Here is a 17,149-nt window from a genome sequence, read left to right on the forward strand (position 1 = left end):
CTTAACCAAGAATGAAGACCTTCGATAGCTCACTCAGGATTAACGCTCATGGCTACGCTCCAACAACCTGTGCAATCACCGTTCAACGCCGCGAGCACAGCGGCTGAAGTCATGGCCGGCATCGATCTGCGCGGGCAGCTCGCGGTGGTCACCGGCGGCTATTCCGGCCTGGGTCTGCTGACGGTGAAAAGCCTCGCGGCGGCAGGAGCGCAGGTCATTGTGCCGGCCAGAGATACGGAGCGGGCAGAGGTGGCATTGGCGGGTGTTGAAGGTGTCCGCGTGCTGCCCATGGACCTGATGCAGGCTGAATCGGTGGCGGCGTTCAGCCAAAGCGTGGTCAGCGCGGGTCAGCCAGTGTCATTGCTGATCAACTGCGCCGGAGTCATGGCCGCGCCGTTGCTGCGCGATGCCGATGGCCATGAAAGCCAGTTCGCGACCAATCACTTGGGCCACTATCGCCTGACCTGCGGCCTTTGGCCGGCGCTGGTCAAAGCTGGACAGGCGCGGGTGTTGTCAGTGTCATCGCGCGGGCATCAGATTGCCGGGGTGGACTTTGCCGACATCGATTTCCTGCAACGGCCGTATGACAAATGGGTCGCGTATGGTCAGTCGAAAACGGCCAATGCCTTGTTCGCCATGGCGCTCGATCGTCGCGGGCGCAGTCATGGCGTTCGTGCGTTCTCATTGCATCCCGGGCAGATTCTGACGGATCTGGCACGGCACCTGAGCACAGCGGAACTTGCCGCATTCGATGCGCTGGATGAGCAGGGCCGGCCACGGCTGGATGCCCACAACGGTCTGAAAACGCTGGAGCAGGGCGCCGCGACGGGATTGTGGTGTGCGACCAGTGCATTGCTTGCGGATTTGGGTGGCGTGTATTGCGAAGACTGCAATGTTGCGCCGATCAATCAACCTGAAGCGGGCCGCAAGGGCGTTGCGCAATGGGCGGCGGATGCTGAGCTGGCTGAGCGACTTTGGGCGGTTTCGGAGCAATGGACGGGGCTCACGGTGGCATAAATCGAGTCAAAGGACAAAAGCCCCTCACCCAAACCCTCTCCCGAAGGGAGAGGGGACTGACCGAGGTGTTTAGTAGAAATTCGCCGACCTGAAATACCGGGTCGAACTCAGTTCTTGAACAGCACCCAAATCGGCTCCCTCTCCCTCGGGAGAGGGCTGGGGTGAGGGGCTGCTCGATAGAGTTACTCTCCCAGCTTCGCCCAGAATTCCTCCGCCGAAGGGCTGATCGGTGCGGTCGGGCGAGTCAGGTGTATTTCCAGTGGAATGTCCCAACTGTCATCCAGCGCCCTGACCAGGCGCCCGTCGGCCATTTCCTGTTCGGTCAGGCTTTTCGGCAGCCAGGCGACGCCTTTGCTTTCCAGCGCCATCGACATCAGCACTGCCGCCAGATGGCTGCTGAACAGCGGTTTCAAATGCAGATAATCGGCCTTGCCGTGTAGCCTGTGGGCGACGATTCGGCCCAGGCCGGATTCGTGGGTGTAGGCCAGATAGGGCAGGGTTTCAGGCGACGTGCCGAACTGGGCTGAAGCACTCGCCAGCGGCACAAGTACGTCCTCGCCGACCTTCTTGCCAATGAACTGATCAGGCGCCAGTAATGGCGGAACGTCGGGGTGGCGATGGCATAGCAGGAACTGCACCTGGCCATGAATCAGCATCTGTTCGCACACGGCCATGCTGTCGGAATGCAGGCGAACCGCATCGATCGGCGCGCCACTTTCGGCACTGCGCAACCAGCGCGGGAAGAAGGTGAATGACAGCGAGTGAGTGGCAGCGAACTGCAAGGTTTTCGCCGCCATGCCAGCCACTTCCTGAGCCTCGGAGCGCATGCGGTACAGGCGTCTGGCCGCTTCCTGAGCGCTGGGCAAAATCTGCCTGCCGGCCTCGGTCAGCGTCGCGCCCTGCGGAGTGCGCACGAACAATTCCACGCCCATCCAGTTCTCCAGCGAGCGCACTCGGCGACTGAACGCCGGCTGCGTCACATGGCGCGCTTCGGCGGCCCGGACAAAGCTGCCGTATTCGGCCAGCGCTGAAAAATCCTCAAGCCAAACCAGTTCCAAGGGCAATGCCTCCTGTGCATAGGGCGCGGCATTAATAGCATTGGGCGGGTGTCGTCGCAACGCATAACGTTGGCCCACCACAACAAGAGGAACCCGTCATGCGTATCGTCGATATCCGTGAAAAAACCGTCTCCATCGCTTCCCCGATCGCCAATGCCTACATCGACTTTTCGAAGATGACCTGCTCGGTCGTCGCGGTCATTACCGACGTGATTCGCGATGGTAAGCCGGTCATCGGTTACGGTTTCAACTCTAACGGTCGCTACGGCCAGGGCGCATTGATGCGCGACCGTTTTCTGGCGCGGATCACTGAAGCCGACCCGGAAACCCTGATCGATCACGAGAACAATAACCTCGATCCGTTCGCCATCTGGAAAACCCTGATGACCAACGAAAAACCGGGCGGGCATGGCGAGCGTTCAGTAGCGGTCGGCACCATCGATATGGCGGTGTGGGATGCGGTGGCGAAGATTGAAGGCAAGCCGCTGTATCGCCTGCTCGCCGATCGTTATCGCAACGGTGTGGCCGATGACAAAGTCTGGGTGTATGCGGCGGGCGGTTATTACTACCCAGGCAAGGACCAGAGCAAACTCAAGGCCGAAATGCAGAGCTACCTGGACCGTGGCTACGACGTGGTCAAGATGAAGATCGGCGCGGTGCCGCTGGACGAAGATATCCGCCGCATTGAGGCGGTGCTCGAAGTGGTGGGCGACGGCCAGCGCCTGGCGGTCGATGCCAACGGCCGCTTCGATCTGCAGACCGGTATCGCCTACGCCGAAGCGATCAAAAAGTACAACCTGTTCTGGTACGAAGAAGTCGGCGACCCGCTGGATTATGCGCTCCAGGCCGAGCTGGCCAATCACTACGAACTGCCGATGGCCACCGGCGAAAACCTCTTCTCCCATCAGGACGCCCGCAACCTGTTGCGCCACGGCGGCATGCGCCCTGACCGCGATTACCTGCAATTCGACTGTGCGCTGTCCTACGGTCTCGTCGAGTACATGCGCACCCTGAAAGTGATGGAAGAGCTGGGTTGGTCTTCGCGCCGCGTGGTGCCACATGGCGGTCACCAGATGTCGCTGAACATCGCCGCTGGTCTGCACCTGGGCGGCAACGAATCGTACCCGGACGTGTTCCAGCCCTTCGGCGGGTTTGCCGATGGCATCCGCGTAGAAAACGGCTACGTCGGGCTGCCGGAAATTCCGGGCGTCGGCTTCGAAGCCAAATCTGCGCTCTATGCCGTCATGCGCGAACTGGGCGAGGGCTGATTCGGTTTTATCTGCGGCCTCGATTTCCGAGGCCGCACCTTCAGGCGTCATCCTCGACGCCAAAGCCACATGCCCACCACAACAATAAAATGAGGTGCTTCCGTGGAAACTTCAAAATCACGCTGGTACAGCCAGCTCTATGTGCAAGTGCTGATTGGCATCGTCATCGGCGCTGCCATCGGATACTTCGTGCCGGACATCGGCGCCAAGCTGCAGCCGTTTGCCGACGGTTTCATCAAACTGATCAAGATGCTCCTGGCGCCGATCATTTTCGGCACGGTAGTGGTCGGTATCGCCAAGATGGGCAGCATCAAGGAGGTCGGCCGCATCGGTGTGAAAGCGCTGATCTACTTCGAGATTCTTTCCACCATCGCTCTGGTGGTCGGCCTGATCGTAGTCAACGTGGTCAAGCCCGGTGCCGGCATGAACATCAACGCCGGTACCCTCGATGGCAGCGCTGTCTACAAATACAGCCAGGCGGCGAGCGAGCAGGGCGGTCTGGTCGAATTCTTCCTCAATATCATCCCCCATACCTTCCTCGGCGCCTTCTCCAACGGCGTGATGCTGCAGGTGATTCTGTTGTCGGTGCTGATGGGCGTCGCCTTGGTGCAAATGGGCGAAACCAGCAAACCGCTGATCAACACCATCGACCTGTTCCTGCAAGGCCTGTTCAAAATCGTCGCGATGGTCATGCGTCTGGCGCCGTTGGGAGCGGGGGCTGGCATGGCGTTCACTATCGGCAAATACGGCATCGGCACGTTGCTGTCGCTGGGGCAGTTGCTGGTCGCGCTGTACATCACCACGCTGATTTTCATCGTCGTTGTATTGGGCGCGGTGGCGCGATGGTCGGGCATGCCGCTGATGCAGTTTCTGCGGTATTTCAAAGATGAAATCCTGATCACCCTGGGCACCTGTTCGACCGAAGCGGTGCTGCCGCGAATGATGGTCAAACTGGAAAAGCTCGGCTGCAAGAAATCCGTGGTCGGCATGGTCCTGCCGACGGGCTACACCTTCAACGCAGACGGCACCTGCATCTACCTGACCATGGCGGCGATTTTCATTGCCCAGGCGACCAACACGCCGCTGACCTTCATGGATCAGATGATTCTGCTCGGCGTATTTCTACTCACGTCCAAGGGCTCGGCCGGAGTGGCGGGAGCAGGGTTCGTGACACTCGCGGCCACGCTCACCACCATTCACTCCATACCTCTGGTGGGCCTGGTGTTGCTGCTGGGCATCGACCGCTTCCTCAACGAGGCGCGAGCCGTGACCAACCTGATCGGTAACGGCATCGGCACCATCGCCATCGCCAAATGGGACAAGTCGTTCGATGTCGAAGCGTGCGAGCGGGAAATCGCCGCCATGAAGCAGGACAAGGCAGCGCGCAAGTCGCTGCTTGTGCATAAGTGATTCGGGCAACGTGAGCGCTTGATTGGCCTGCCGACGCGTACAGGTTTCAAGTCAGTTCAAAGGTTATGGACTGGGGGCGGGACGATGAAAATTGGCGCACTGACGAAAACCAGTCGGTGCTGGCACGCCACCAATCCCCAGCCATGCCAAAAAACCTGTGGGAGCGAGCTTGCTCGCGAAGGGGCCAGAACGGTCAACACGGATGGCGACCGGCAGAGCGCTTTCGCGAGCAAGCCAGTTTCCACAGTAGGTTGCGCGATTGCTGTCACAACAGTTGGCGATGTTCTTTCGCACCGGACAGTACAAGCAGTGGATTGCAAAACGTTCGCTATGAACCGTCAGGCCGGACCTGAACCCTCTACGTACGTCTGGATGACCTCATCCCAAGGCGGCGTTGCAGGGAACAACTCAAGCAAAAACGCCGTGAACGCTTTGACATTCGGGCTACCGCGACGGCTCTCCGGCCACAACGCGGTAATGGCGAAGCGTTCGACGGTGAACTGTGGCAGCACCGGGACCAGTTCGCCCCGACGAACATACGCCGCCGCTACGTAGTGCGGCGAAATACCGATGCCGCCGCCGGCAGCCAGCACCGCCGCGACCGCATCGCTGGCATCAACGGTGAAGGCCGCGTCGGGTGCCAGTTCCAACTGTCTGTCACCGGCTAGATACGGCCAGCGCAAACTCTGCCCGGTGCTTTGATAGCGGAAATTCACGCACTCATGCTCGGCGAGATCCTCGGCCGTAAGCGGAGTACCCTTGCGCTGCAGATAGTCCGGTGATGCGAACGCACCGATTCGATGCGGGCCCAGCGGGCGAGAAATCAGTCGCGAATCCGCAAGATTGCCAACCCGAACCGCGACGTCGATGCCTTGTTCGATGAGGTCGGCATACTGATCGCCGAGTCGTAGATCGATCGTCACCTTTGGATATTGCTCGCGAAATCTCGGCAGGGCCGGCGCGAGGATATTCAGTCCAATCGGCAACGGCGCGGTGACCTTCAATACGCCCGATGGCTCAGCGCGTGAAGCAACGGCGGCCTGATCGATGTCTTCGACTTCGCGCAGAATCCGCAGCGCCCGTTCGTATAGATCACGGCCCTCCGGGGTGAGTACCAGCGAGCGCGTGGTGCGAGTAAACAGCATCAGGCCGAAATGCTCTTCGAGCCGTTGCACGCTTTTGCTGATGGCCGACGGCGACACCGACAGTGCCCGAGCGGCAGCCGTGTAGCTGCCCAGCGAAGCCGCTCGTGCAAAGGCGATGAGCCCGGTTAAACGATCCAATCCAATTTGTGCCTTCATGGCACTAGTAAAGCGACTTCTGGCCCAATTATCAATGTGGCTTCCAAAACGTAGTCTTTGGCCATCGAACGCCATTCAGGTGTTCCAGACGGAGACTCAGCATGAACATCAGCCAAACCCTGCCTTCCACACTCACCGACAAAACCGTGGTCATTTTCGGCGGCACCTCCGGCATCGGCCTGGCCGCTGCGGTGCAAGCGAAAGCCGCTGGCGCCAAGGTCATCGTCATCGGCTCGAACGCTGCACGTGCCGAGCAGGCCGCCAGCGAGCACGGGCTCGATGGCTGGCGCGCGGCCGACGTGACCGATAGCCAGGCTCTCGATACTGCACTGGCCGATATCCTTCAGGTCGATCACCTCGTTCTGCTCGCCGGCACGTTTGTCGCTGGCACCGTGCGCGCGGCTGATCTCGATTATCTGCACCGCGCGTTCGACGAACGCATCTGGGCATCGATCAATGCGATTCGGGTCCTTGGCGACAGGCTGGCAAAAGACGGCTCGATCACGTTTATCTCCGGTTCTCTCGCTGATCGCCCGAATGCCTACGGCACCGCCGTACTCGCCGCCGCCTCGGCAGCCATGGAAGCACTGGCTCGCGGTCTGGCCCTTGAGTTGGCACCGGTGCGAGTCAACACGCTTTCGCCCGGCCCGATCAACACCCCGATTCTGGGCAAGGCACTGGGCGAGGGGCGGGATGCATTTGTCGCTTCTCTTGAGCAGGTGCTGCCCCTGCATCGCCTCGGCACAGCTGCAGAAGCGGGCGCGGCAGTGGTTTTCCTGATGAGCAACACCTTCATGAACGGCGCCGTGCTCAACATCGACGGCGGCGCACGCCTGGTTTGATCCTGCCCACCTTTTTGAGAGCCTGAACATGACATCGTTATTTGATTCCGTGCGCCTCGGCGCGCTCGATTTGCCCAACCGCATCCTGATGGCACCGATGACCCGCGCGCGCGGCACTCGCGAGCACGTCCCGACCGAGATGATGGTCGAGTATTACCGCCAGCGCGCCAGTGCCGGCCTGATCATTTCCGAAGCGATCGGCATCAGCCAGCAAGGTCTGGGCTGGCCGTATGCGACAGGCATTTGGTCGGCCGAACAGGTCGCCGGCTGGCGCAAGGTCACCGATGCCGTGCATGGCGCTGGCGGCCGGATCATCGCGCAGCTCTGGCACATGGGCCGGGTCGTGCACCCGAGTTTCCTTGGCGGCGGCCAGCCGGTTTCCGCATCGGTCACCACCGCGCCGGGACAGGCGCATACGTACGCCGGCAAGCAGCCGTATACACCGGCGCGTGCGTTGCCGCTGGAAGAAATTCCCGCACTGCTGGAAGACTTTCGTCAGGCCACTCGCAACGCAATCGAGGCGGGTTTCGATGGCGTGCAGATCCACGCCGCCAACGGCTATCTGCTCGACCAGTTCCTGCGCGACAGCGACAATTTTCGCACCGATGCGTACGGCGGCTCGATCAACAACCGTATCCGCTTGCTCAAGGAAGTGACCGAGGCGGTGGCCGAAGTCATCGGCGCCGACCGCACTGGCGTGCGCTTGACTCCAAGCAGCTGCGAGCAGGGCATCCGCGACAGCGATCCCGAAGCGCTGTTCATCCGCGCCGCCGAAGTGCTGTCAGCGATTGGCATCGCTCATCTGGAAGTCCGCGAACCACCGCTGGACGGCACCTTCGGCAAGTCCGAACGCCCGCCACTGGCCGGGATGATTCGCGACGTGTTCAAAGGCGTGCTGATCCTCAATTCGGACTACGGTTTCGCCAGGGCACAAGCGCAACTGGATGCCGGGCTCGCCGATGCGATTGCGTTTGGACGGCCGTTTATAGCCAATCCGGATCTGCCGCTGAGATTCGCTCGGCAGTTGCCATTGGCGGAAAGCGAAATGAGCACTTGGTTCAGCCAGGGTTGGGAAGGGTATGGGGATTATCCGGCGGTGGATGGCGTTTGAATGTAGCGTCGGTGCCAGCCGCCGTGGCAGTGGATGCCCTGACGGGCTGGCCAGAACCCGGAAAAGCACGCTTAAGCCAGTCGCAAGAGACGGTTCGCGCTGTTGATATGAAAAGTGAGGCCTGTGATCAGGCCTCATTTGCGTTTTACCAACTCACCTGCAACGTTTCAACGCCGCGCCGTGCGCGTGCTCACATCCACCCAGACCGCCAGCACCAGAATGCTGCCCTTGACGATCATCTGCCAGTAACTGTCGACGTCCAGCATCGACATGCCGTTATCCAGGCTGGTGATCACCAGTGCGCCGAGGAGGGCGCCGTAGACGGTGCCGGAGCCGCCGCGCATGGAGGTGCCGCCGATGAAGCAGGCGGCGATGGCGTCGAGTTCGCCCATGCTGCCGGCGGAGGGTGAGCCGGCGGCGAGGCGTGCGGTGTTGACCACGCCGGCGAGGGCGCACATCACGCCCATGATGCCGAAGATCCACAGCTTGACCGCTTGCACATTGATGCCCGACAGGCGCGTGGCTTCCATGTTGCTGCCGACCGAATAGACCCGGCGGCCGAACACAGTCTGGCTGGCGACGTAGCTGAACACGCCGAGCAGAATCAGCAACAGCAGCACCGGCACGGGAATGCCGTCATAGCTGTTGAGGGTCTGAACAAAACCCGCCAGCACCGCGCCGATCACCAGCACGCGCACAACATCACGCACCAGCGAATGCGCCGCCAGGCCATGCAGGGCGCGATTGCGTCGTTGTTTCCAGGTCAGGAACACCGTCAGCACAAACAGCAGCACACCCAGGCCGGTGCCGATCGCGTGAGGCAGATATCCTTGGCCGACGTAGACCAGCTCCGGGGATACCGGGGCGATGGTGGTGCCGCCGGTGATCCCCAGCAAAATCCCGCGAAACGCCAACATGCCACCGAGGCCGACGATAAATGACGGTATGCGCAAGTACGCCGCCATGTAGCCGTTGGCGAGGCCGATCATCAGGCCGCACAGGGCGACCAGACTGAGATTCGCCAGCAGCGGAATGTGATAGACCACGTCGAGTATCGCCGCGAGGCCGCCGAGCAGGCCGAGCAATGAGCCCACCGACAAATCGATCTCGCCGCTGATGATCACCAGCACCATGCCGCAGGCGAGGATTCCGGTAATCGACATCTGCCGCAGCAGGTTGGAAAGATTGCGCGGGGTGAGGAAACCGCCTTCGGTCTGCCAGCTGAAGAACAGCCAGATCAGCACCACGGCAAATACCAGCGCGAGCATCTTGTAGCGGGTGAACAGTTGTTTGACCTGATTCATTTACGCGGTTTTCCGATCATTATTGTTATGGCTGCCCGGCTGGCTGAGGGCGGCGGCGAGTACCTGTTCCTGGGTCAGCTCATGGTTGACGAAGTCACCACGCAACTGGCCTTCGCCGATCACCAGCACGCGGTCGGAGACGCCGAGCACTTCGGCCAGTTCCGATGAAACCATGATGATCGACACGCCTTCGGCGGCCAGCGCGCCCATCAATTTGTAGATCTCGTACTTGGCGCCGACGTCCACGCCTCGGGTCGGCTCGTCGAGAATCAGTACGCGCGGTTTGGCCAGCAGCATTTTCGCCAGCACGGCTTTCTGCTGGTTACCGCCCGACAGGCTGGTGATCGGCAGGGAGGGACTTGCGGTTTTCAGATGCAGACGGGAGATTTCCCGGTCGATGCAGCCGAGTTCGGCTTCGGCATCGATGCGGGTCATTTTCGAATAGCTCTCGAGCACGGCGAGGGTGATGTTCTGGCCGACACCGAGATCCGGAATGATGCCCTGGCGCTTGCGATCTTCAGGCACCAGGCACAGGCCGGCGCGGATCGCTTTCAGCGGCGTGCGCGTGTCGATCGGCTGGCCGTCCAGCCAGACTTCGCCCTCGTGGCGTCCGGGGTAGGCGCCGAACAGTGCGGTGACCAGTTCGGTGCGGCCGGCCCCGACCAGCCCGGCAATGCCGAGAATCTCGCCGCGCTTGAGGCTGAAGGAGATGTCGTCGACCCGTTTGCGCTTGGGGTTGTCGACGTCGTAGCAAGTGATGTGGCGCGCCTCGAAAATCACCTCGCCAATTTCATGCGGCTCGCTGGGGTAGAGGTTGCTCATTTCGCGGCCGACCATCTGCGTGATGATCTGTGGAATATCCATGTCAGCCATGGCGGTGGTGGCGATGTGTTTGCCGTCGCGGATCACCGAAATGGTGTCGCACACGGCGGCGACTTCATCGAGCTTGTGCGAGATGTAGACGCAGGCGACGCCCTTGGCTTTGAGGTCGCGGATGATGTCCAGCAGCACTTCGATTTCCGAGCGGCTCAGGGCTGAGGAGGGTTCGTCGAGAATCAGCAGGCGCGCCTGTTTGTTCAGGGCCTTGGCGATTTCCACCAGTTGCTGATAGCCGCCGCCGTACTGCGAAACCGGCAGCGAAACATTCATGTCCGGCACCTTCAATTCACGCATCAAGGCTTCGGCGCGGTGGATCATCGCCGGGTAGTTCATGCGTCCGCCGGGCAGCGTCAGCTCATGTCCCATGAAGATGTTTTCGGCGACCGACAGGTCGGGAACCAACGTCAGTTCCTGATGGATGATGACGATGCCGGCGGCCTCGGTTTCGCTGATCGATTGCGCCCGGAGCGGTTGCCCGTCCCAGAGGATTTCACCGTCCCAGGTGCCATAGGGATAGACCGCCGAGAGGATCTTCATCAGCGTCGACTTGCCGGCGCCATTCTCGCCGCACAGGCCCACGCATTCACCGGGCCTGACCTTGATGTCGATGCCGTTGAGCGCTTTGACACCGCCGAAGGTTTTGACGATGCCGTTCATTTGCAGCAGATAGTCGGACATGGAAAAGGCTCGTATACCAGGGACTCAAACACCACTGAACCTGTGTGGGAGCGAGCCTGCTCGCGAAGGGGCCTTTTCAGACAGAGCTTTACTGACTGACACTCCGCTTTCGCGAGCAGGCTCGCTCCCACAGCTCTGATCAAGATTTACGACCGGATCACTGCCCGGCAATCTGCGCCTTGGTGTAGAAACCATCCTGTTCGAGCAAGTCGATGTTGTCCTTGGTCAACGGCGTTGGCGTGAGCAGGATGGTGTCGACTTTCTTGCTGCCGTTGTCGTACTGCGAGGTGTAGGCCGGTTTTTCGTTGCGTGCCAGTTGCACCGAGAGCTTGGCCGCTTCGGACGCAATGAGTTTCAGCGGTTTGTACACGGTCATGGTTTGCGTGCCGGCGATTACGCGTTTGACCGCTGCGAGGTCAGCGTCCTGGCCGGAAATCGGCACCTTGCCGGCCAGCTGCTGCGCGGCCAGTGCCTGGATGGCGCCGCCAGCGGTGGCGTCGTTGGAGGCGACGATGCCGTCGATTTTGTTGTTGTTACGGGTCAGCGCGTTTTCGACGATGCTCAGCGCTTCGGTCGGGTTCCATTCCTTGACCCACTGCTGGCCGACGATCTTGATATCGCCCTTGTCGATGGCCGGTTGCAGCACTTTCATCTGGCCTTCACGGAGGATCTTGGCGTTGTTGTCGGTGGGCGCGCCACCCAGCAAGAAGTAATTGCCCTTGGGCGCCGCTTTCAGCACGCCGCCGGCCTGCATCTCGCCGACCTTTTCGTTATCGAAGGAGATATAGGCGTCGACATCGGCGTTGAGAATCAGCCGGTCGTAAGACACCACTTTGATCCCGGCTTTCTTCGCCTCGGCCACGGCGTTGGTCAGCACTGTCGCGTTGAAAGGCACGATGACGATCACATCGACGCCGCGAGAGATGAGGTTTTCGATCTGCGAAATCTGCTTCTGCTCGTTGGCGTCGGCCGATTGCACGAAGACTTTGGCGTCCATTTTTTCCGCCGCCGCGACAAAGTAATCGCGATCGCGCGACCAGCGTTCCAGACGCAGGTCATCAATGGAAAAGCCGATTTTCGGGTGGGTAGCGTCAGCCATTACCGGCAGGGCCAACAACGCCAGGGCACTGGCCAACAGCGTACGTTTCAAGTTCTTCATGGTGGTGCGTCCTTTTATTTTTGTTGGAAAGACACGGCCTGACGATGAATCGGGCTGGGTAGAACTGTAGAGAATCTGCCGACGCAGCAGGCACAGAATTGTCGTGCAATTGTCACAGCGTCGTTGCGTCGGCAGTCTCCCTTGGCCATCAGCGATACAGGTAACGGTTGACGATGTTTTCGAGCATTTCCTGGCGGCCGCTGACGGCTTGCGGGTTCAGTTCGTTGGTGAACGCGTGCTCGGCCAGCGACTCAAGATTGAAGTCGCCCGCCATCACCGCTTGCCCGAACGGCTGACGCCAGCCGGCGTAGCGTTGATCCTTGAGCACTTGCAATTGATCGTTCTCAACCATCGCAGCGGCGCGTTCCAGCGACAGGGCGAGGACGTCCATGGCGCCAACATGACCGTGGAACAGGTCGATCTCGTCGAGGCTCTGCCGGCGCACCTTGGAGTCGAAGTTGAAACCGCCATTCTTGAAACCGCCGGCCTTGAGGATTTCATAGGTCGCCAGGGTCATTTCTTCGACGCTGTTGGGGAACTGGTCGGTGTCCCAGCCGTTCTGCGGATCGCCACGGTTGGCGTCGATGCTGCCGAAAATCCCCAGCGAGGCGGCGGTGGCGATTTCGTGATGAAAGCTGTGGCCGGCCAAGGTCGCGTGGTTAGCCTCGATGTTGACCTTGATTTCCTTCTCCAGGCCGTACTGCTGGAGGAAGCCGAACACCGTAGCGCTGTCGTAATCGTACTGGTGCTTGGTCGGCTCCTGGGGCTTGGGTTCGATCAGCAGGTCACCGGTGAAACCGATCTTGTGCTTGTGCTCGACCACCATGCGCATGAAGCGCCCGAGTTGTTCGCGCTCACGTTTCAGGTCGGTATTGAGCAGGGTTTCGTAGCCTTCGCGACCGCCCCATAGCACGTAGTTGGAGCCCTTGAGGCGATGGGTTGCGTTCATTGCGCTGAACACTTGCGCGGCGGCGCAGGCGAACACTTCCGGATCGGGATTGCTTGCGGCACCGGCGGCAAAACGTGGATTGCTGAAGCAGTTGGCGGTGCCCCAGAGCAGCTTGATGCCGCTTTGTGCCTGATGCTGTTCGAGGCGATCGACCATTTGTGCGAAGTGTTCGCGGTACTCCTTCAGCGAGTTGCCTTCGGGGGCGACGTCCGTGTCGTGAAAGCAGTAGTAATCGATGCCCAGTTTGCTGAAGAACTCGAAGGCGGCTTGAGCCTTGCCGATAGCCAGTTGCATCGGCTCACCACTGCGTTGCCAGGGGCGTTTGAAGGTGCCGGCGCCGAACACATCGGAGCCCGGCCAGACGAAGGTGTGCCAGTAGCAGGCGGCCATGCGCAGGTGTTCGCGCATGGGTTTGCCGAGGATTAGTTTGTCGGCGTCGTAGTGGCGGAAAGCGAGGGGCGAATCACTGTTCGGGCCTTCGTAGCGAACCGGCTCGATATTGGGGAAATACTGCATGGACCTTGTCCTTGTTGTTCTTGGCGGTGTCTCGATACTAGCAACGCCCCCGTGCCCGCTGATTATGAAAAGCCTCAACTGCGAGTGCGATTTTGCGTATTGAGCTTCAGCGCGCGCAGGCCTAGTCTGTGTCCATCGTCGCCGTGACATGGCGCCCGGAACAAAAACAATTTGAGGCCGCTTTCGCGAGCAGGCTCGCTCCCACATTTGATTCGTGTCGTGCACAAAACCGTGTGGGAGCCAGCCTGCTCGCGAATGGCTTGACGCAAAATCCGGATACTGAATGAAAAGCCTACCGCCCGTGCACCGCATCGCCCTGTTGTTCAACGGCAGCAAGATCTACGACCGTGGAATCATCAGCGGCATCGGCAACTACCTGAGCAGCACCCGCGCTTCCTGGGACCTGTTTCTGGAAGAGGACTTTCTTTGCCGCTTGAAGGGCATCGAGCGTTGGCAGGGTGACGGCATCATTGCCGACTTCGACGATCCGCTGATTGGCGAGGCGCTGGCCGACATTCATTTGCCGGTGGTGGCGGTCGGCGGTTCCTACGAGGATGCACGCGCTTATCCAAAAGCGATTCCCTACGTAGCCACTGACAACAACGCACTGATCACTCTGGCTTATTCGCATCTGGTCGAGGCGGGGTTGCAGCGCTTCGCCTGTTTTAGTCTGCCGGAGGCGCAGGCCAATCGCTGGGCGCAGGAGCGGGAGAAAGCCTTTCGCAAACTGATGCAGCGCGACGGCCTGCATGCCGAGATCTATCGCGGCATGGGCACCAGCGCGCCGCTGTGGGACAGTGCCGTCGAGCAACTGATAGCCTGGCTGCACAGCCTGCCCAAACCGATCGGCATCATCGCCGTCAGCGACGCCCGCGCTCGGCAGTTGCTGCAAGCCTGCCTGACCGCCGGCATTGCCGTGCCCGAGCAGGTCGCGCTGATCGGCATCGACAACGACCCGCTGACCCGCAGCCTGACCCGCGTGCCCCTGAGTTCGGTGATCCAAGGCACCGAAACCATGGGCCGCACCGCCGCGCAATTGCTGCACCAGATGCTCCACGGCATGCCGTCCACCGGCACGCAGATTCTGATTCCGCCGGACGCGGTCAATGTGCAGGTGTCGAGCCTGCACCAACCGCTGGGCAATCCGTACGTCATGCAAGCGCTGCTGTTCATCCGCCAATATGCCTGCCAGGGCATCAAGACCGCGCAAGTGGCGGCGTATGTCGGCGTGTCGCGCTCATCGCTGGAAGCGCATTTCCGCGCCGAGCGCGGTTGCAGCGTGCATGACGAGATTCTGCGTTTCAAACTGGCGGCGGCTACCAGCGGTTTGAAGAACACCGATGCGGCGATTGCCGACATTGCCCAGGCCTGCGGCTTCAAGTCTGCGCAATATCTGCACACGGTGTTCCGTCGCGAGTTCGGCTGCACGCCGCGTGAGTATCAGCAGGGCGGGGCGTAGCGCTGCGCATGGCTCACGCCAGCGCAGCGGCATTGGCTCTGGAACGCCAGGCAAACGTCAGCACCATCAGCAACCCCAGACCGGCCATCGCCGCGCCGGCCAGGGAAATCGCCGGATAACCCAGCCCGGCATTGATCACCGCGCCACCCAGCGCCGCGCCGATCGCGTTGCCGAAATTGAACGCACCGATGTTCACCGCCGAAGCCAGATTCGGCGCGTCCTTGGCCGCTTCCATCACGCGCATTTGCAGCGGTGGCACCAGGGCGAAACTGGCGATACCCCAGATCAGAATGGCGACGGCGGCCGGCAGCGGCCAGCGCATCAGCACAGTGAACGCCAGCAACACCACAATCAATGCGCTTAGCGACACGATCAGGGTGCGGTCAATCGAACGGTCGGCAGCCTTGCCACCCCACATGTTGCCCAGCGTCAAACCGATTCCGAACAACACCAGCATGGCGGTGATGAACGCGGCGGAGGCATGGGTCTCGCTGCTGAGGATCGGCGCGATGTAAGTGAATACGGTGAACATCGCACTCGAGCCGACCACGGTCAGGGCCAGCGCGGCCAGCACCGGACCGCGGCCCAATACACGTATTTCCGCCAGCGCCCCCGCGCCTTGCTCTGCTTTCAGGTTGGGCAGGGCGAACCACAAGGCGATCATGGTCAGCACACCGAGGCCGGTAATGCCCCAGAACGCCGTGCGCCAGCCGAACAGCTCACCGAACCAGGCCGCCAGCGGCACACCGCCAATGGTCGCCAGGGTCAGGCCCATGAACATCGCTGCGACAGCGCCGGCGCGTTTTTCCGGCGCGACCACGCTGGCGGCGACCACAGAGCCCACTCCGAAGAATGCGCCGTGATTGAGCGAGGTGATCACCCTGGCGACCATCAGGCTGGAGTAATCGGTGGCCAACGCCGACATCAGGTTACCCAAGGTGAAAATCGCCATCAGCCCGATCAGCAGATAGCGCCGGGGGATCTTGCCAGTGGTCAGGGTCATCAGCGGCGCGCCGAGCAGCACGCCCAAAGCGTAGGCACTGACCAGCAACCCCGCAGCGGGAATGGAAACGCCGAGATCGGCGGCAATGCCGGGCAACATGCCCATCGGCGCGAACTCGGTGACGCCGATGCCAAAGGCGCCGACAGCGAGTGCAACAAGTGGTGGATTGATACGCATGGAAAGTCTCCTCATCTATGCCGCCAATGCTACGATCCATGGTTTTCCGGCGGTAGATGGCGATTTTGGCAATCACCTTTGCGTAAGAGGCACGAATGGACTTCAACGGCAGATCAGGGGAAATGAGCGTGTTCGTCACCGTGGCGCAGGAGGGCAGCCTCTCAGCTGCTGCGCGTGCGCTGGGACTGACGCCTTCGGCGGTCAGTCGGATCATCGCCCGCGCGGAACAACGACTTGGTACCCGCTTGCTGCTGCGCACCACCCGCGCACTCACTTTTACCGCCGAGGGCGAGGCCTTCCTGCGCGGTGCCCGGCGGATTCTCGCCGACATGGACGAAGTGGAAGGGGCCATCACCGATCAAGGCGTACCCAAGGGCCGCTTGCGTGTCAGTGCCGCCCTTGGCCATGGACGGCTGACCATTGTGCCGCTGGTCGCAGCCTTCACCGCCCGTTACCCGAACATCGTCGTCGACCTCAGCCTTGGCGATGAAGTCGTCGACATCCTCGCCGGGCAGGCTGACGTCGCCATACGCTTCGGCTATCTGCCCGACAGCCCGTTGACCGCCCGCCGGCTCGGCCACACCGGCCAGGTGGTCGTGGCATCGCCCGACTATCTGGAACGTCATGGCACGCCTCAGCAACCCGAAGACCTGCTCAAGCACAACTGCCTGCGCTTCAACTTCCGCCGCGCCGAAGCCAATTGGCCGTTTATCCGCGACGGCAAGGAGTTCTCGCTGAAAGTCAGCGGCAACATCGAATGTAGCAGCGGCGAAGCACTGGCCCAGTTCGCCAGACTCGGCGCCGGAATTGCGCGGATTGGCGAGTTCACCGTCAGGGAAGACTTGCAGCGCGGCGCGCTGATCCCGCTGCTGCAAGCGTTCAACCCGGGCGATGAGGAACCGATTCATGCGGTGTTCGTGGGCGGCGCGGCGATGCCGGTGCGGGTGCGCTTGTTTGTGGATTTTTTGCTGGAGCAGCATCGGATGTAGACGTGCTGTGCGGATTCTGCGGGTCGTCC

At 61.1% G+C, this 17,149-nt stretch carries 14 protein-coding genes; 7 read left to right on the forward strand and 7 right to left on the reverse strand.

From position 1 onward, the window contains the following. Window positions 1-48: 48 nt before the first annotated feature. Window positions 49-1,017 carry an oxidoreductase gene (locus ASG55_RS07040; RefSeq protein WP_056784878.1) on the forward strand — a complete coding sequence of 323 codons (969 nt, stop codon included), beginning with the start codon at window positions 49-51 and terminating at the stop codon, window positions 1,015-1,017. Window positions 1,018-1,199: 182 nt separating this feature from the next. On the opposite strand, the gene ASG55_RS07045 is transcribed toward ASG55_RS07040, so the two are convergent. Then, window positions 1,200-2,075 carry a LysR family transcriptional regulator gene (locus ASG55_RS07045; RefSeq protein ID WP_056784881.1) on the reverse strand — a complete coding sequence of 292 codons (876 nt, stop codon included), beginning with the start codon at window positions 2,073-2,075 and terminating at the stop codon, window positions 1,200-1,202. Window positions 2,076-2,173: 98 nt separating this feature from the next. Here ASG55_RS07045 and ASG55_RS07050 point away from each other — a divergent pair, with 98 nt between their 5' ends. Next, a complete protein-coding gene (locus tag ASG55_RS07050) occupies window positions 2,174-3,343 on the forward strand; it encodes a mandelate racemase/muconate lactonizing enzyme family protein (protein WP_056784884.1) in 1,170 nt (389 codons plus the stop codon). 102 nt (window positions 3,344-3,445) lie between these two features. After that, entirely contained in the window at window positions 3,446-4,753 is a 1,308-nt protein-coding gene (dctA, locus tag ASG55_RS07055) for a C4-dicarboxylate transporter DctA (RefSeq protein ID WP_056784889.1), read from the forward strand. Window positions 4,754-5,091: 338 nt separating this feature from the next. On the opposite strand, the gene ASG55_RS07060 is transcribed toward dctA, so the two are convergent. Further along, the gene (locus tag ASG55_RS07060; RefSeq protein WP_236708157.1) at window positions 5,092-6,129 is read right to left on the reverse strand and encodes a LysR family transcriptional regulator; all 1,038 of its coding nucleotides are present in this window, start codon (window positions 6,127-6,129) and stop codon (window positions 5,092-5,094) included. Between the two features lie 26 nt (window positions 6,130-6,155). Between ASG55_RS07060 and ASG55_RS07065 the strand changes: the two genes are divergently transcribed. Further along, window positions 6,156-6,896 carry an SDR family oxidoreductase gene (locus tag ASG55_RS07065; protein ID WP_056784894.1) on the forward strand — a complete coding sequence of 247 codons (741 nt, stop codon included), beginning with the start codon at window positions 6,156-6,158 and terminating at the stop codon, window positions 6,894-6,896. A 28-nt stretch (window positions 6,897-6,924) separates the two neighbouring features. After that, window positions 6,925-8,007 carry an alkene reductase gene (locus ASG55_RS07070; RefSeq protein WP_056784897.1) on the forward strand — a complete coding sequence of 361 codons (1,083 nt, stop codon included), beginning with the start codon at window positions 6,925-6,927 and terminating at the stop codon, window positions 8,005-8,007. Window positions 8,008-8,174: 167 nt separating this feature from the next. Here the strand turns inward: ASG55_RS07070 and ASG55_RS07075 are convergent, their stop codons facing one another. From ASG55_RS07075 to xylA, 4 genes are all read right to left on the reverse strand, one after another. Beyond that, a complete protein-coding gene (locus tag ASG55_RS07075) occupies window positions 8,175-9,311 on the reverse strand; it encodes a sugar ABC transporter permease (protein ID WP_056784898.1) in 1,137 nt (378 codons plus the stop codon). Further along, the gene (gene xylG, locus ASG55_RS07080) at window positions 9,312-10,868 is read right to left on the reverse strand and encodes a D-xylose ABC transporter ATP-binding protein (RefSeq protein WP_056784901.1); all 1,557 of its coding nucleotides are present in this window, start codon (window positions 10,866-10,868) and stop codon (window positions 9,312-9,314) included. 157 nt (window positions 10,869-11,025) lie between these two features. After that, the gene (gene xylF, locus ASG55_RS07085) at window positions 11,026-12,027 is read right to left on the reverse strand and encodes a D-xylose ABC transporter substrate-binding protein (protein ID WP_016774327.1); all 1,002 of its coding nucleotides are present in this window, start codon (window positions 12,025-12,027) and stop codon (window positions 11,026-11,028) included. Window positions 12,028-12,175: 148 nt separating this feature from the next. Further along, complete coding sequence (xylA, locus tag ASG55_RS07090) at window positions 12,176-13,492, reverse strand: xylose isomerase (RefSeq protein WP_056784902.1); 1,317 nt, start codon at window positions 13,490-13,492, stop codon at window positions 12,176-12,178. A gap of 283 nt (window positions 13,493-13,775) precedes the next feature. Here xylA and ASG55_RS07095 point away from each other — a divergent pair, with 283 nt between their 5' ends. Further along, window positions 13,776-14,951 (forward strand): XylR family transcriptional regulator, encoded by a 1,176-nt coding sequence (locus ASG55_RS07095; protein ID WP_016774329.1) that lies wholly within the window; start codon window positions 13,776-13,778, stop codon window positions 14,949-14,951. 13 nt (window positions 14,952-14,964) lie between these two features. Here ASG55_RS07095 and ASG55_RS07100 read toward each other — a convergent pair whose 3' ends face one another. After that, window positions 14,965-16,131 carry an MFS transporter gene (locus tag ASG55_RS07100; protein ID WP_056784905.1) on the reverse strand — a complete coding sequence of 389 codons (1,167 nt, stop codon included), beginning with the start codon at window positions 16,129-16,131 and terminating at the stop codon, window positions 14,965-14,967. A gap of 95 nt (window positions 16,132-16,226) precedes the next feature. Here ASG55_RS07100 and ASG55_RS07105 point away from each other — a divergent pair, with 95 nt between their 5' ends. After that, window positions 16,227-17,120, forward strand: a complete 894-nt coding sequence (locus ASG55_RS07105) for a LysR family transcriptional regulator (RefSeq protein WP_177342709.1) — start codon at window positions 16,227-16,229, stop codon at window positions 17,118-17,120. Window positions 17,121-17,149 lie beyond the last annotated feature (29 nt).

The organism is Pseudomonas sp. Leaf434 (assembly GCF_001425545.1).
In the GTDB taxonomy this organism is placed as follows: domain Bacteria; phylum Pseudomonadota; class Gammaproteobacteria; order Pseudomonadales; family Pseudomonadaceae; genus Aquipseudomonas; species Aquipseudomonas siliginis.

Coding starts and splice junctions, on each gene's coding strand:
- ASG55_RS07040 (WP_056784878.1), top strand. CDS start 49: ATGGCTACGCTCCAACAACCTGTGCAATCACCGTTCAACGCCGCGAGC.
- ASG55_RS07050 (WP_056784884.1), top strand. CDS start 2,174: ATGCGTATCGTCGATATCCGTGAAAAAACCGTCTCCATCGCTTCCCCG.
- ASG55_RS07060 (WP_236708157.1), bottom strand. CDS start 6,129: ATGGCGTTCGATGGCCAAAGACTACGTTTTGGAAGCCACATTGATAAT.
- ASG55_RS07065 (WP_056784894.1), top strand. CDS start 6,156: ATGAACATCAGCCAAACCCTGCCTTCCACACTCACCGACAAAACCGTG.
- ASG55_RS07070 (WP_056784897.1), top strand. CDS start 6,925: ATGACATCGTTATTTGATTCCGTGCGCCTCGGCGCGCTCGATTTGCCC.
- ASG55_RS07075 (WP_056784898.1), bottom strand. CDS start 9,311: ATGAATCAGGTCAAACAACTGTTCACCCGCTACAAGATGCTCGCGCTG.
- xylG (WP_056784901.1), bottom strand. CDS start 10,868: ATGTCCGACTATCTGCTGCAAATGAACGGCATCGTCAAAACCTTCGGC.
- xylF (WP_016774327.1), bottom strand. CDS start 12,027: ATGAAGAACTTGAAACGTACGCTGTTGGCCAGTGCCCTGGCGTTGTTG.
- xylA (WP_056784902.1), bottom strand. CDS start 13,492: ATGCAGTATTTCCCCAATATCGAGCCGGTTCGCTACGAAGGCCCGAAC.
- ASG55_RS07095 (WP_016774329.1), top strand. CDS start 13,776: ATGAAAAGCCTACCGCCCGTGCACCGCATCGCCCTGTTGTTCAACGGC.
- ASG55_RS07100 (WP_056784905.1), bottom strand. CDS start 16,131: ATGCGTATCAATCCACCACTTGTTGCACTCGCTGTCGGCGCCTTTGGC.
- ASG55_RS07105 (WP_177342709.1), top strand. CDS start 16,227: ATGGACTTCAACGGCAGATCAGGGGAAATGAGCGTGTTCGTCACCGTG.